Source organism: Acinetobacter sp. MD2, from assembly GCF_035615575.1.
Lineage (GTDB): Bacteria > Pseudomonadota > Gammaproteobacteria > Pseudomonadales > Moraxellaceae > Acinetobacter.
In genome coordinates this window covers 182,469-198,385 of the sequence record NZ_VTDK01000006.1, presented here as the reverse complement: position 1 = coordinate 198,385, position 15,917 = coordinate 182,469, and the positions used below count along the sequence as shown (strand labels likewise).

Below are 15,917 nucleotides of genomic sequence, written 5' to 3'. Positions count from 1 at the left end.
GAAATATGTGGATGACGACACTTTTGAACAAGCTCAGGTTTGAAGTCATCGCTATAGATACGACGTTTTCTTTTTACCAATCCAACATCAACGACAGTCAATTCTTGACTCATAAGCAAGTACCCACTAATAAATAAGTGGGTACGAAAATAAGCGTCTATGGTTGATTTTAGTAGTGGGGGTTCAGCGGAGGCTTACAATCTATTTCAACTTTGTTCATGATAAAAGGACTATTAAGCTGTTTGCCAGCAGCTTGGAAATGCTGATTTGCAGTCCTAACCCCCTTTTTATGTCGATATACTTGATATGGATCTAACTCTTGAATTCTGCGTTGTAGCGTTCTGAGGGTAGGTAAGTGCTCATAAAGCCTCATATTAAGAGCTTCATTTTCAATATATGCTATGACATCCTTAGCTGACCTCATTTCTCTGGGTTTTAGAAAATATTCATTGATGCCATGGGTGATCAAGTTTTCTACTTCAGGAGAAAATCTGAGTGAGCAGTTACCTTTATTAGGCTTGAAATCATTAAAAAAGCTTTCGTCCTTACTAAATTTTTTCATCCAACGTATTACTGTTCTTGAGCAAGGTGGTTTTGGATCATTAATAGTAGTGGCTATATCTTTGATAACCTGTTGGACAGCATGATTTGAAAATTTATTTTTTAATAGTAATGTAGCTTCGAGATATCTTTTTTTTCTATTTACTAAAGCGTAATTATCTTTGTCTAACAGGGGATAGTGTGGAGTTTCAATATATTTGAGATCCTGATTCTCTATTTTACTTAAAAACTCTTGTACAGATATATTGTGTATTTTGCCTCCTATAACAGATGAAAAACGTATATTGTTACCTATGATAGCAGTAATATCATATTGATTTTCATAGAGTTCAAATCTATAGCCTTCTTTAGGATACTTTTGATTTTCCATTACCATGAAAACCCCTGAATAGAGATAATTTTATGGAAAATGAAGTAATCACCTAAATGGATTGAAATATTACGGAGCGTAAGAGCATTGTATAAGTCGTCCAATGTCTTATATTTTTTATTAAGCTTTTCTTGAGTGCTCAAGAGTAGTTCAATAGGCCATACTTTGGCATTACCTCTAGAATAAAAAAATAAAATTTTTTGCAATAATTCATCATCGGCTAAGACGTTTTTATCTATCACACGAAATTCAATATTCATAGCTTTTAAGATATTTTCTATAGCTTGAATTTTTAATAGATTTTTTTCATTCAGTGCTTGAATAGATGGCTTTATCTCATGGATTGCATATGTACCATCTTTATATTTGATGACGAAGTCGGGGAAAAGAAAGCGATTTTTGCCATATGGAATTTTAACAGCCTGAGTACGATAGGCCTCTACATTTTGGTTTTGTTCTAAAGATAATGCATAAGCCAACTCTAGTTTACTTTCAAGCGGTATCATGGCTTGATTTTTTACGCTTGGAAAGAGAGAGGTGCGTTTTCCAATGCTGCCTTGTTCAATCTTTCTTTTACCAGCAATTTTTCTGGAGAGGTCTGCATTCTGTTCGAATGCTTCAATAATTTGCTTCGTTACATCTACATGAATTTGAGAAGAATAGATGGCTGTATTTTCGAGGTATTCCATCTGAATGACTCTGTGAATATTGCTGAGAAGCCATTATTTGTTGGAACAGAGGTTACTGCAATATACCCCAAAAGTGGAAAATCACAAGATTTAGGAAGAAAAGAGAGATTTTTCAAAAAATTTTTACTTAAGTTGTTGTTTTATAATTAAATGAATATATCACAAAATAATCTTTTGTTCACTGTTTATTTTGTTTGTTTTTTGTGAATTTAAGTTATTTAAAGCCTAAGACTCAGATTTTAAAAACTGAGTCCTGCTTAATGCTCATATTATTGAGGTAGTACTAGCTTATTACCATCATCTGTACTATTAATCCTTAGTACGGACTCTAATCCTGATTGCTTATAGTCATATACGATGACATCAGGGTGATTTTTATCAATTCCTTGTCCTATGGCAACACATGCAGCATTTGGTGCTGTTATGAATAAATGTACTAAGGTAATACCATACTCACTTTTGAATTGATGTAATAGCTTTTGTATTTGAGCAGTAAGAGCTTTAACGTTTAATGGGTGGGGTATACTTTTACTACCCATATACTCAGGTAAAGTCGATATTTCCACGACTTGATTATCAATATTTTCTGCTAGCTGTTGAGCCTTTTCAAGTACCTTATCTACTTTAGCTGTAGCATGAATGCAGAGAACAACTTCATTATTGTTTTTTAGTCTATCTAGCCCAATTATTTCATTAAAAGGATCTACCATTGTAGGACTTGGCCATTCCCATTTTTGACTATCTCTAAATTTTAACATAGGGATAAATTCTGCCTTGTTACCAAGTAATGCCCCTAAACCAATTAAAGCTGGCATAGGACCAAAAGCAAATATTGCTGCTTTATAATTCTCATTTTGAGTTTGATTGATAATTTTTCTAGCTTCTATTTCTATGTGTCGAATCATCTGTTCTTTGAATAGCTCTGGATCGATATTGCTATTACATAAGGTATTAAGACAGCCATTTATTTTATATTTTAATGGGTGGAGGCTTGAGGCAATTTCTTTTAAGTCAGGATTTGATACAGCTTGTCCATGTACAGGCCATAGAACTGAATATACGGGAATTGGTTCAAAGGCTAGAGCATCTAAAAGCTGTTGAGCCATTTCTTTATGCTCATTACGCATCTTATTGAGTGTCAGTGAATCATAATCACTTGGTGCTACCTTATCTATTAAGCGATGATGTTTGTCACAGAGTAACAGTACATTTTCAGGATCATTAGATAAAGCGCTTGATAAGAAAGGTAGACCACGTTCACCATTATCTGAAGAAGCTATATTGTGAGCATTATAGGCATAGTTTCCCTTTCTTCCTGTGAGTTTATCGATATCCAATCTTTCTCCACAACCAATAAACATGCATCTGCCAAAGCTATCTAACATAACTTGATTTAAAGTGCTTTTTGTAAAAGGATTACCTCTACCGACTTTCTTCTCGTGGCTAAGAAAATCACTAATAAATTTAGATTTCACACGTTTATCATTCAGAATATGTGATGTGAATGCATATTCATGCCAAATATTCTGAATCGCATTAAGATCAGTAATTTCTTCAGCCAGTACTGCTCTATCAGGAAGTGATCTGACTTCAATACTTTTGCGACTACCTGCTGTAAGTTCTATAAATGACAGAAGATCATTTTTAGGTAAATTGACACGTAAGACTGAAAGTATTTCATCATCAAGCATCAATAAAAATAGTAAATTTTTTCTTCCATCAATGTCACTTTTATCTCTTAAAATACTTACTTTGTTCCAACTAATAATATTTTTAATTGCAGCTATGTATGCTTGAGCTAATTGGATATTGTCTAAAGGTAAATAGCGGGTTTGTATAATATCGAAAGATGCTTCTGTATTACCTGTATTCATGAGAGTTCTATAACCTTATAATTGAAGTTACGGATAAAGAATTTTTTTTCATAATGTAGATATTAATTTCTTTGATTCCCACAATAACGAAAAAGAGTTTTCTATTAGTATTTCTAGCTAGACACCTCATCCAATCCTTTTTATCGATTGCAGAGGGCGTAGGGTAGTTTTCAGGATGGCTATGCCATGTACCCAAATAAATAGATGTACCATTAGATTCTTTATACTTTTTATCGAGAAACTTCTGGTGAAATGGATCTTTCATCACAAAGTTATATCTAGTTCTAATGTCTAGTTCTTGTGGGGTAGTAACAAATTCTAGTTGAAAGACTTGAGTACCTTGAATTTGATGTCCTATCAATATTCCGCAAGCTTCTTTAGATTCTGATGAGATTTGACGATACTGTTCCCATATTTCAATGATATCTTTATTGATATGAACAGTAGAATCAGAAACATGAACAGTTAATTGATCATTCATTACAAATATCACATTCTGGATTCAATAGTGGTATGATTAGCAATGATTTTGAAAAGCTATAATAACGATCAGTTAACTCTAAATTTTCATTTAAAGCGTCTACATCAGAACCTTTCCAGCTTACCTTTGAAGAATTTTTTACTTTCCCTTGTAAAAATTTTAAAGCTAAATCTGTAGAGATGTTGGCGGTCTGAATGGCTGATAAGTTTGAATAGGGTAGAAAGGCATTTCCACATCCTGAAAGATTCCTAGTCAAATCTTGGTTTGGTTTTAAAAAGTTAAGATTAGAAACTAAGCCCCGGCATAAATTTTCATTATCAACATAAGCACATCTTAAACAACCTTTTTGCTCAGCAATATCTAAAACTGCATGCCCCCCAACACCATAGCCTTCTGTCCATGTATTAATTATGGCCGTTTCTGCTTCATTTTTTATGCAGTAATCATGAAATATCCGTTCTTTTGTCGGAGAGCCTATAGCAATGATAATCAGATCATATCTATTGATAATAGAATCGTTTCTCAGCTCGAGCAAACATCCATCAGCTGGGATTACGTTAACCCAAGGATATTTAGTTGTTATTCTAAATTGTAGTCCTATAGTTTTGTATTGATGTAAATATTCTATTGGTAGATAGTGTCTGTATATATTTTCTATGGAAAGGGTGTCGGAATCGACAAGAGTTAGATTCCCTAATCCACATGATGCTAGCTGATCTGCTATATAACCACCTACAGACCCACAGCCTACTAATAAAACGTGTTTGTCTTGAAAATCACAAAAAGCACCGCCACGAGGTATTAAGCTTGATTTATCAAATAATTTAATCGAGCATGCCTCTATATTCCATTCAGTGAAGCTTTCTAATTTGAGTGGAAAAGTTTTATTTACTTTAGATTTTTTATATTGAAATTTTAGTCCAAACCAAGATTTTCCTGAGGATGTATCAATGTTAAAGATTACCCAGAATATATTCTTCCTAGTTTGAGCGAAGGTTGTTACGAATTTTTTTTTAGTATCAGCATCTAATAATTCGAAATGTTCCAAAAACCACTGAGGTAGATCTGAGGCAGTCCATGGAATAGAGGTAATACAAGGTAATGGGAGAATACAACCTAAATCAGGACTATTTTTTCTTTGAGCTATTTGAATTTTAAAAAAAGGTTCTTTTGTTGCAAGATCATAATTTTCAGGGTGAACTAATACACTACTTTTTAATCCGTATTTCCCTTCAGGCGCATAAACTTTTAATTTACAAAATTCAGGTGAATCTACTAGACAAAGAACATCATTAAATTTTGTATTATTTAAGCTATACCAACTGGCTAAGAACTCTCTTAGAAGCTCTTTTTTGTTTTCAACTGGATCAGTTAAACATTTTGTAAGCAATTCAATATGCTTTTTTAATGAATCCTCAAATGCAAGGGTTGGAACTTCATAATTTACTGATACAGAGTCTGTGACATTCACACATATACTTGCTAAGTTATAATCATTGAAAGACAAGGTATGAGCAAGTCTTGGAAATTGCTGAGGATCTTTTAAATAAAATGAAGGCATTGAAGTTATTTCATCAACTTCAAAATGAATAAGTGTAATGGTATAACTACCAATAGTCACATTAACTTCTATCGTATCCCGAGCAAGTACATTGGCTGTAGATACTGAGTATCCACAGCTTTGTAGATGCTGAATTATTAATTGATAATTCATGCGCCTTGAGATGTTCCTACAGATCCAGCTGAAGGAAATACAACCTTAGCTGCTTCATTTTTTGAGTTATTTTTAGTACCTTCAGGGAAATCTTCGCCAAATATTTCTCTTAATAGATCGCATTGTTTGGATTCATCTGACTCATCAAGGACTTTCTTTAAGTTATTTCTCAATGTAGAAAGCTTATTTTTCAATTGAGTACCTGTATCTATACTACTGCCAGAGAAAATATCTCTGTATGGAGATACTGGTAAGTAGACACTTACTTTCCATTGGTTCTCATTTTGGTATAAAAAATAATTCGATTGATCTAGTATTTTATCGATAGTATTTTTCAAAGCTTGTAGGTCATTTTCAAGACCTTCATCATTAATTGAACTTTGAAAATTTTCTTTGAGCATCACAGTAAGACCGATTGAAAAAACTTTTCTACAAGTATTTTCATGGAACTTGATATTTCTCCATCTCTTTATATATCTAGTTAATCGTTTAAATTGTTGCAGTTTCTGTGACTCATAAATACCTGAACCGTCTTTATCATTAATCCAATCAATTAATCCTTTGGGATCTGAATCAGACCATTCTCTATTATTTTCATCTGAATTTTTCTTGCCCACAGCTAATTTGTAATAACTACTCTCTGATTTGCTATAAATAGGAATATCAATATGTAAATCCTCATTTTTATAGTCAGCAGTTACACAAGGTTTTTTAATTTTGGCATTATTGAAACCTCTGTTCTCTAGAATTTCTAAAACAACTTTCTTAAGTATAGTTGGATCAGTAGGAGCGTCTTCTTCTTTAATGACAATCGCTCTATCAATATCGAAGTCTTTCCCTTTCTCCTTGATCGCTGTACTCGTTGCTAAAGACCCTTGGATAAAATCATCTTGGACAGGGTAGCCATTTTCCTTAAATTTTTTACGAATGTCTTCCGTAATGCTATCGTCTTTTTGACGTGCATTTTTATACTCATCACTTTGGCGAGTTATATAAATACTGCTATTGAATGTCAAAAACTTATTCTGTAAACCCATATCGTTACCTATGTTTTTAATCAAGTATTGAAGTTTTGGTAAAGTTTTTTCTCTTTTTTGGGCAAAGAGCCTATCTAGTCAGTATTAACTAACTATCGATTGTTAATTGAATTTTATAAGTAAGAAATAAAGTATTATTGATTTTCTTCATAAGAAACCTAAGTTTCTTATGAAGATGTAAATATTAATATCTATGCATACTCAGTGACATGCATGTGTCGCAAATGACAATGGATGTGTCGTTTTACGGACGTTGGTAAATTACCAGCTCAACGCACCACCTGTTTGATAGTCTGTCACACGCGTTTCAAAGAAATTTTTCTCTTTACGCAAGTCCATCATTTCAGACATCCACTGGAATGGATTGTTCACACCCGGATATTGCTCGGCTAAACCAAGTTGTGCTAAACGGCGGTTACAGATGAATTTTAAATATTCTTCCATCATCGCAGCATTCATGCCCAATACGCCACGTGGCATGGTGTCACGTGCATATTCGATTTCTAGCATCGTGCCTTCTAAAATCATTTGTGTCGCTTCTTGTTGGAACTCAGCTGTCCACAAATGCGGGTTCTCAATCTTAATTTGGTTAATCATATCAATACCAAAGTTCACGTGCATCGACTCGTCACGTAAAATATATTGGAATTGTTCAGATACACCATTCATTTTATTACGGCGGCCCATACTCAAAATTTGGGTAAAGCCACAATAGAAGAAAATCCCTTCAAGTACGCAGTAGAAGGCAATTAAGTTGCGTAGTAATTGCTGATCAGTTTCTGGTGTACCTGTTTCAAATTTTGGATCGCTTAGCGATTGCGTATATTTCAAGCCCCATGCTGCTTTACGTGCAACACTTGGAATCTCGTGATACATATTGAAGATTTCGCCTTCATCCATGCCCAAAGATTCAATACAGTACTGATAAGCATGGGTATGAATTGCTTCTTCAAACGCTTGACGCAAAATATATTGGCGGCATTCAGGGTTGGTAATTAAACGATAAATCGCCAAAACCAAATTGTTTGCGACCAAAGAGTCGGCTGTTGAGAAGAAACCAAGATTACGTTTTACAATTACACGTTCATCTTCGGTTAAACCATCTTCAGATTTCCACAACGCAATGTCGTGGTTCATGTTAACTTCTTGCGGCATCCAATGGTTGGCACAGCCGTCAAGGTACTTTTGCCACGCCCATTCATACTTGAATGGCACAAGTTGGTTCAAGTCAGCACGACAGTTGATCATGGCTTTGTCATCAACTTGTACACGTGCTGCACCTGTTTCAAGCTCTTCTACACCTGCGCTAATATCTAAATTTTTTAATGATTCAGATGCTCGAGCCAACGGATCGGTTGAATCTGTTGGTTGGCTGGTAACGGCTCTAACGGGTTGAGCAGCTGCCACAGTTTGCGGCGATGGTTGCGAATCAAGTACCACTTGCGACTCAGTCTTTTCTTGCGGTTGGATGGGCGCAGACTTGGACTCTGGTGTAGCCGGTTTTTGCGAATCATCTTCTAAATCGTCCCAACTAAGGATAGACATACTGTTTCCTCAATAATTATGATTCCACATGAATGTTTAATGAAAAAACATAAAGATTGTGGAATATATATGTTTTAAATATTGCGTCTATTGTAGATTTGATAACGAAATTTTGATAGGGACGAAAGTGAATTGCTTGAATAAAATTAGCCTAATTTTATTTATTTGGTTGTTTTTAAAGGTGTTTTAATATGCTTGTTGTGATTGGAATTTCCAATTAAATCAGATGTTTATTTTGCATTTAAGGGAGACTCGAAAACTTGCTGTAATCAAAGACATTATTTAAAAACTTGAAGCTGTTTGGGTGTATTTTCAGCAGTGCTTTATCAAGTAACATCTCAAACTTTAGTCGTATTGAGACATGCCATTAAAAAGAGGCGTTATTTCGCCTCGAACCATGTATTGAGTAAGCTGAGCATGGCATTAATTTTATCAAAACATTCTTGATATTCTGCTTCGGCATTTGAGCTAATGGTGATTCCACCGCCTGCCCACATCGAAATTTCTTGCTGATATTTTTGAATCGAACGAATTAGAATATTCCAACGCCCTGTGCCATCTAAATTGAAATAACCCAATGAACCACAATATGCGCCGCGTGGTTGTTGTTCTAGTTCGGCAATAATCTGCATGGCACGAATTTTGGGCGCACCCGTAATGGAACCACCAGGTAGGGCAGACAACAGCATTTGCATGGGCGCAACATCAGCTTTAAGTGTGGCTTTAACTTCGCTGACCATATGGTGTACTTGTTCAAAACTTTCAATTTCAAACAGTTGGGTGGTTTTTACCGAGCCTGTTTCGGCATACAAACTTAAGTCGTTACGCAGTAAATCCACAATCATGACATTTTCTGCCCGATCTTTTTCAGATTGGGTGAGTTGTTGTTTAGATTGTTGGTCTAATATTGGGTCGTTATAGCGTGGCATAGTGCCTTTGATGGGGCGGGTCACAATGCGGTTTTGGCTTTGAAAGTCGATAAATAATTCGGGGGAGCAACTGAGCAATTCAAATGCATCAATACGTAAATAGCCTGCATAGGGTGCATGTGTCAGTTGCCAAAATGCTGCTGCTGTTTCGATTAAGTCGCCTTCGGCTTGACCTTTAAATTGTTGGGTTAAATTAATTTGGTAACAATCGCCTGCACGGATATAGTCAATAATTTGTTCAAATGCAGTTAAATAGTCAGATTTTTGCCAATGTGCACTACAGCGTTGGGTGACTTTAAAGCGAGTGTGATTTTCTGCATGGGTGTTTAAACAGTTGGTTACAGCTTGAAAAACCTGCTCGGCTTGTGGTGATTGGCTGTAAAACGTCCATTGCTGTTGCTCATATTTTAAAAAGGACAGGTATTGTCCTAAATATAAGGCTGGTTGGGCATGCTGTGGTGCATTTACCAGTTGCTGTGCAGCATAGTCATAACCGACAAAACCCATCCATCCACCATGAAATTCAGTTGCTGTATCATGATGTGAATGTGAGGCTGTTTGAACCCAGTCCTCTATACGTGGAATAGGGCTGATAGATTGATAGCTGAAGTCTACTTGGCGAATAAAATGCTGGGTTTGCTGCTGTTGAATTTGGTAGGCTTCGGGTAAAAAGCCAATGACTGCATGTCCGTGATCGTGTAAATAAATCAATCCATCTAAGCTGCGTAATTTGAGTAAAATCTCGGTTGCAGTTCGGTTTTGTAATTGTGGAAGGGTTTGAATCAAAACAAATGGATGAGACATATTTTGCAGTGCCAATCAGCAAGAACAACGATGGGCAAAATAGTGGATGAAATTGGCAATAGAAGCAATGTTTTTTAAGTTTGCATCCATTGTGTTTAGTAAAAATATCGACAAAACAGGTGGTTTAGCCTGTTTCGTCTATGCGTGTGCCAATGGTTTCTAAATGCATTGGAAAATGCTGCTGTTTACGGTCAGAAAAATAATGTTGTAAGGTTTGTTTAACACTTGGAAAAGCTAAATCTGCCCAAGGAATATCAGCTTCATCAAATAAGCGACATTCAATGGTTTCAGGCCCTGCACCAAATTCACCATTGATTAATTGGGCTTTAAACAGCACATAAATTTGCCCAATACGGGGAATGTTATACATGCAATATAACGATTCAATTTCAATTTTAGCTTCAGCTTCTTCCCAAGTTTCTCGTGCTGCACCTTGCTCCATGGTTTCAAAGAGTTCCATGTAACCTGCGGGCAGTGTCCATAAACCATAGCGCGGTTCAATTGCACGTCTACACAACAAAACTTGGTTTTGCCATGTCACCAAAGCACCACAAATCACTTTTGGGTTTTCATAATGAATAGTGCCACACTGTGTACACACTTGACGAACTTTAGTATCACCAAGCGGAATTTTTTCAGCAGTCGGCTGTCCACATTTCATACAGCAGTTCATAATAAGTGCAGCAAGGCCAAAGATGATTCAGCATAACTGAAAAAAGCAACTTTGGCATCCTTTGTTATTCGATGTCAAAAGGATGGGCAATTCAGGTGGATATACAAGCAAAAAATTTAGTTCAGCACTTACAACAACAACTCCGTTTTACCCGAAAAAATGAGTCGGCACAGGCGGCAGTTTTAGTTGCCATTACCCGTGAAGCACAGCCTAAAGTGCTGCTTACGCGGCGTTCTTTGCATTTGTCTAAGCATGCAGGGGAGGTTTCTTTCCCAGGGGGGAAACGTGACTTAACCGATGCCAGTAATATTGCAGTTGCCTTACGTGAAGCCGAAGAAGAAACGGGCTTATTGGCAAGAGACATCGAATTAATTGGTGATTTGCCGATGCAGCAAGTCACCAGTGGCATTACGGTTAAGCCTGTAGTGGGACTTATTTCAAGTCAACTTCATTTAGTGGCCGAACCGAATGAGATTGACCGTATCTTTTTTGCATCATTACAGCAACTTATAGATTCACCTGCTACGCCTTATGCAGTGCAATATGCCGAGCAAACTTTATATTTTCCAAGCATGCGGGTTGAAAATGAAATTGTTTGGGGACTTACTGCTCGAATTTTGGTCAGTTTGTTTAAATATGGTTTAAGTTATGAAAAAGATTGGCCTTTTTTACTAAATGCTCGCAATATAGAATAAACACAACAACAATAAGGAAGAAGATGATGATGTATAAATTTGAGGGTTATGCTCCCACTACTACCTTACAACCATGGAATGGTTGGATTGCCGATAATGCCACAGTCATTGGGCATGTTGAACTCGGTGAAAAGGTCAGTATTTGGTTTGGTGCGGTGGTTCGTGGCGACAATAGCCAAATTCGAATTGGCAATTATAGCAATATTCAAGATAACGCGGTTTTACATACCGATACTGGTTTAGATTTAACCATTGGTGAATACGTCACAGTTGGGCATAAAGCAATGTTACATGGTTGCCAAATTGGCGATAACACTTTAATTGGCATGAATGTGGTGGTATTGAATCGGGCAGTGATTGGTAAAAATTGCATTATTGGCGCGAATACTTTAATTCCAGAAGGCAAAATTATTCCCGATAACGCTGTGGTAATGGGTTCACCTGGTAAAATTGTTCGCAGCGTTGATGCAGAAGCTGAAGAGCAACTAAAACAATGTGCCTTACATTATGCAGCACATTTTCAGCGTTATTTAAGCCTTGAACCATATTGGTTTCCGCACGATCGTTAAGTTAAAAATGGCTGACGCTTTTTTATTGTTTGGCTTGGAAAAAGTGCCGATGTGCGCGAGAACTAGAGTATCATAGGCGAGTTTTTGAGATTTTGAGAAGATAGGTCACCCATGAAGTTGTTGGCACTTGAAACGGCAAATGAGCAGTGTTCAGTTTGCTTGGTAAATGACACCAACACGGTTTTTTTTGCGTTAAATGATCAACCACGGGCGCAAACCAAAACCATTTTGCCAATGATTGAACAAGGCTTACAGCAAAATGCGTGGGCGACAGATGGCTTAGATGTGATTGCATTTAGCCGTGGGCCAGGGTCATTTAGTGGTGTGCGGATTAATGCCGCGGTTACACAAGCGTTGGCATGGGCGAATGATCTTCCTGTAATTGCAGTGTCTACATTGCAAGCACTTGCGCAAGCGGCCTATCGGGAACATCAACTTAAACAGGTTACGGCTGTTTTTGATGCCCGTATGCAAGAAGTTTATATTGCCAATTTTGTGCTGGATGAACAGGGGATTATGCAGGCGGTAAGCGAAGAAAAAATGCTGAGCTATGCCAAAGCCCAAGCTGAAATTCAATATGAAGTTGTAGGTTCAGGCGCACATTTATTACAACAAGATACGCGTTTTGGTACAGTTACGCCAAATGCGCAAGATATTGCAACGATTGCCATCTCCTTGGCACAAAAACAACAATGGGTTGATGCGGCACACGCTTTACCTGTTTATTTACGCGATAACGCGTGGAAAAAAATTCCCGAGCAGGGCAAACCTTAGTCAGGATAAATCATGGATTTCATTTTGCTGTTAAAAGCGGCCATTATGGGCCTTGTAGAAGGTATTACCGAATTTTTACCTATTTCGAGTACAGGGCATTTAATTTTGGCGGGTCAGTTACTCGACTTTTGGACGCCTGAAAAACGCGATATGTTTGCAGTTGCGGTACAAATTGGTGCAATTGCTGCTGTGATTTATGAATATTGGGGCAAGCTTTGGGGTGCGCTGATTGGCGCACTTACAGGGGATGCACAAGGTCGCCGTTTAAGCCTAAACTTAATTGTGGCAACCATCCCAATTATGATTATTGGCCTCACCATTGGCGAAACTGTTAAAGCTTATTTATTTAATGCCGTGACGGTTGCTGTTGCACTAATTGTTGGTGGTGTGATTATTTTATGGGCAGAGCGCCGTCAGCACCGCTTAACCTGTAATGAAGTTGAAGATTTAAGCTTTAAACAAGCCACTTTAATTGGCTTAATTCAATGTTTTGCTTTAATTCCAGGAACATCACGTTCAGGTTCAACCATTATTGGTTCGCTGTTTTTAGGTATTTCACGTAAAGCTGCCGCCGAATTTTCCTTCTTTTTAGGGATTCCTGTATTGATGGGCGCAGGATTTTTAGATCTGTTTAAAATGCGCCATGAATTACATAGCCAAGACATGCAGGTGCTAGGTGTTGGAATTGTAGTGGCTTTTGTTTCAGCACTTTTGGTGATTCGTGCCTTAATTCGTTATGTTTCTCGCCACGACTTCAGTGCGTTTGCCTATTATCGGATTGTTTTTGGGCTTTTAATTTTATTAACATGGTACACAGGTTGGGTGCAGTGGTAATGCAGTTTCAATGTTGGTATCTGCCTGAATATGTAGCAGATGTAACACGCCTTCAAGCACGTTTGGCCGAATTAAATGTGCATTTAAATTTAGCCGAAACTGAAAAAATTAATGCCAAATTTTTACGTCAACATCCTGACATGGCATTGGTTTTTGATGAAGATGGTTTAAGTTTAAGTGCCGAAGGTATGAAAATGCAGCCGAATTGGTTAGCCGAAGTACCACGTTTAAAGCGTGCAGGACTTAAAACAGAAATGCTGGCACGCGCATGCCAATGCAATGAAAAACCAAAATTATTAGATGCCACCGCAGGCTTGGGGCATGACAGTTTGCTGATGGCACGCTTTGGCGCACAAGTAACCTTGGTCGAGCGTCATCCTATTTTATTTGCTTTGCTTGAAGACAGTTATCGCATGGCGCTACAAGACTCATACTTAGCGCCGATTGTTGCCAATATTTGCTTAGTTTATGCAGATTCAACTGAATATTTACAACAGTTGCAAAACACTCAGCAAAGCTTTGATGTGGTGTATCTAGATCCGATGTTTCCTCAGCGCGATCAAAATCAAAATGCAATCAAAAAACAAGCTCAGGTCAAAAAACAAATGCAACTTCTGCATATGTTATTGCCAGAACATGGTGAAATGGACTTAGGCGATCATTTACTTGATTTAGCCAAAGCAATTGCTAAAAAAGTGATAGTGAAGCGTCCAAGACATGCGGTTTTTTTAAACCAAGTAGCACCACAGCATCAATGGTTAGGTGATGCTTGCCGTTTTGATGGTTATTTTAATCATCAAGCCGAAAAGGATCTGTGTTAGATTAAAAATAAATGCAGTTCTTTGCTTGATGGGTAAAATCAGATTGTGAAAAACACTCGATGCCTACACTAACAGTCGCCGTGAGCCACAGCGTAAATAAGCAGAAATTTTTATGATAGACCTAAAGCCTTCCATTAACTTTTGGCACGATTTGAAAAGTAACCAAAACGCAGGTTTATGGTTGTTTCTTGGTTCAAGACGCTCATTACAAATTGTTCATCCTTCAATTTTTCAGTTGATTTTTTGGGGGATAATTGCTGCGGGGATCAACACACTATTTAGTTGGTTGGTTGCAGGGCAAGTGGGGAGTTTCAACTCACAAGGTTTGGTCAGTTATGCACTATGGCCTTTTATTGCCTTAATTGTCGGAATTTTTCTGTCACAGCGTACCAATAATCCACGTTTGATGTTGGTACCTGCATTGTTGTGGTTAGTGCTAGATGCCAATATTTTACTCATTCAATGTGCATTACAATTTTTAGGTGATCATGGCTATTTAGACTTTTTGCCCGATAGCCTTTACAACTTGCTGCCAAATATTTTTATGATGCTATTTGTTTGGCAAAGTTTGGCCGTGATTTGGGTTTTTTCGCGTGAGTTAAAATGGCCGTGGTGGGAGCGGGCACTGATTATGTTTGCCACGATTTGTACTTTAGTGGTGTGGCAAATGTCTGTTAAAAATGAGCCGATTTGGAAGGTTGAAGATGTCCCGCCTTCGATTGCCGAAGAAGCATTTTATGCACAGCCTAATTTACTCAATAAAGCTTTAGAACAAGTTCAATTTGGTGATTTTTCTGAAACGCATTGGTATTTTTTAGGTGTAGCAGGCGACAGCTACGATTCAGTTTTTAGTTCGGAAGTACAACGGATTAAATCGCAGTTTGATACCCGATTTGGCACACTTGGACGTTCAATTGCTTTAGTGAATAATCCCGATACCCGTACAAGCTTGCCAGTCGCTTCTAAAACCAGTATTCAAATGTCACTAAATCGTATTGCACAGCAAATGAATAAAGAAACCGATGTGTTGTTTTTATATATGACTTCACATGGCGAACCAAATCATTTTGAACTTGAAAATGCACCGATTGACTTAAAACAGATTGATCCGAAATGGCTGCGTGAGGCACTTGATAAAGCAGGAATTCGTTGGCGTGTAATTGTTATTTCTGCATGCTATTCAGGCAGTTTTGTGCCTGCGTTACAGTCAGACAATACCTTGGTGATTACTGCGGCAGCAGCAGATCGTTCATCGTTTGGTTGTAATAACGAACAAGATTATACCTACTTTGGGCGTGCTTTTTTTGATCAGGCAATGCGTGAAAAATCAACCTTGCACGATGCCTTTATTGAAGCACAAGCCACTGTTGGGAAATGGGAAAATGCACAAGGTTTTGAACCATCAGAGCCACAGTGGTCTTTGGGTAAGAATATGGAGTTGATGCTGCCACAGCTTGAGAAGCATTTATTTCCTGCATCAAATGAGCTAAGTACAGGTGCGATCGTTGCACCTATTGCAGTACATCCACGAAAATAGAGGTACTATG

The 15,917-nt window shown here is 37.5% G+C and carries 15 protein-coding genes; 6 read left to right on the top strand and 9 right to left on the bottom strand.

All coding sequences use genetic code 11. From position 1 onward, the window contains the following. Positions 1–169: 169 nt before the first annotated feature. From FXN70_RS10250 to FXN70_RS10210, 9 genes are all read right to left on the bottom strand, one after another. Positions 170–937 (bottom strand): hypothetical protein, encoded by a 768-nt coding sequence (locus FXN70_RS10250; RefSeq protein WP_324647358.1) that lies wholly within the window; start codon positions 935–937, stop codon positions 170–172. Further along, positions 931–1,620: a TnsA endonuclease N-terminal domain-containing protein gene (locus tag FXN70_RS10245; RefSeq protein WP_324647357.1), complete on the bottom strand. Its 690-nt coding sequence runs from the start codon at positions 1,618–1,620 to the stop codon at positions 931–933. The genes FXN70_RS10250 and FXN70_RS10245 overlap by 7 nt, the downstream gene beginning before the upstream one ends. Positions 1,621–1,889: 269 nt before the next feature. Then, entirely contained in the window at positions 1,890–3,494 is a 1,605-nt protein-coding gene (locus tag FXN70_RS10240) for an SAVED domain-containing protein (protein ID WP_324647356.1), read from the bottom strand. Positions 3,495–3,501: 7 nt separating this feature from the next. Then, positions 3,502–3,975: a Mov34/MPN/PAD-1 family protein gene (locus tag FXN70_RS10235; protein WP_324647355.1), complete on the bottom strand. Its 474-nt coding sequence runs from the start codon at positions 3,973–3,975 to the stop codon at positions 3,502–3,504. Beyond that, positions 3,968–5,689, bottom strand: a complete 1,722-nt coding sequence (locus FXN70_RS10230) for a ThiF family adenylyltransferase (protein WP_324647354.1) — start codon at positions 5,687–5,689, stop codon at positions 3,968–3,970. Before FXN70_RS10230 ends, FXN70_RS10235 begins: the two co-directional genes overlap by 8 nt. Beyond that, positions 5,686–6,726, bottom strand: a complete 1,041-nt coding sequence (locus FXN70_RS10225) for a nucleotidyltransferase (RefSeq protein WP_324647353.1) — start codon at positions 6,724–6,726, stop codon at positions 5,686–5,688. Before FXN70_RS10225 ends, FXN70_RS10230 begins: the two co-directional genes overlap by 4 nt. Before the next feature lie 261 nt (positions 6,727–6,987). Continuing rightward, positions 6,988–8,271 (bottom strand): ribonucleotide-diphosphate reductase subunit beta, encoded by a 1,284-nt coding sequence (locus FXN70_RS10220; RefSeq protein WP_324647352.1) that lies wholly within the window; start codon positions 8,269–8,271, stop codon positions 6,988–6,990. Positions 8,272–8,651: 380 nt separating this feature from the next. Then, the gene (pabB, locus tag FXN70_RS10215; protein WP_324647351.1) at positions 8,652–10,004 is read right to left on the bottom strand and encodes an aminodeoxychorismate synthase component I; all 1,353 of its coding nucleotides are present in this window, start codon (positions 10,002–10,004) and stop codon (positions 8,652–8,654) included. Positions 10,005–10,128: 124 nt separating this feature from the next. Next, entirely contained in the window at positions 10,129–10,677 is a 549-nt protein-coding gene (locus FXN70_RS10210; RefSeq protein ID WP_324647350.1) for an NUDIX hydrolase, read from the bottom strand. Positions 10,678–10,778: 101 nt separating this feature from the next. Here FXN70_RS10210 and FXN70_RS10205 point away from each other — a divergent pair, with 101 nt between their 5' ends. The 6 genes from FXN70_RS10205 to FXN70_RS10180 all read left to right on the top strand — a co-directional run bounded on the left by FXN70_RS10205 (position 10,779) and on the right by FXN70_RS10180 (position 15,907). Next, a complete protein-coding gene (locus FXN70_RS10205; protein ID WP_324647372.1) occupies positions 10,779–11,372 on the top strand; it encodes a CoA pyrophosphatase in 594 nt (197 codons plus the stop codon). 26 nt (positions 11,373–11,398) lie between these two features. Further along, entirely contained in the window at positions 11,399–11,941 is a 543-nt protein-coding gene (locus FXN70_RS10200) for a gamma carbonic anhydrase family protein (RefSeq protein WP_324647371.1), read from the top strand. 111 nt (positions 11,942–12,052) lie between these two features. Then, positions 12,053–12,715 carry a tRNA (adenosine(37)-N6)-threonylcarbamoyltransferase complex dimerization subunit type 1 TsaB gene (gene tsaB, locus FXN70_RS10195; protein ID WP_324647349.1) on the top strand — a complete coding sequence of 221 codons (663 nt, stop codon included), beginning with the start codon at positions 12,053–12,055 and terminating at the stop codon, positions 12,713–12,715. Between the two features lie 12 nt (positions 12,716–12,727). Continuing rightward, the gene (locus FXN70_RS10190; protein WP_324647348.1) at positions 12,728–13,549 is read left to right on the top strand and encodes an undecaprenyl-diphosphate phosphatase; all 822 of its coding nucleotides are present in this window, start codon (positions 12,728–12,730) and stop codon (positions 13,547–13,549) included. Then, positions 13,549–14,370, top strand: a complete 822-nt coding sequence (locus tag FXN70_RS10185) for a class I SAM-dependent methyltransferase (protein WP_324647347.1) — start codon at positions 13,549–13,551, stop codon at positions 14,368–14,370. Before FXN70_RS10190 ends, FXN70_RS10185 begins: the two co-directional genes overlap by 1 nt. A gap of 112 nt (positions 14,371–14,482) precedes the next feature. Next, on the top strand, positions 14,483–15,907 hold the full coding sequence (locus tag FXN70_RS10180; RefSeq protein ID WP_324647346.1) for a C13 family peptidase: 1,425 nt from the start codon (positions 14,483–14,485) through the stop codon (positions 15,905–15,907). The last annotated feature ends 10 nt before the right edge of the window (positions 15,908–15,917 follow it).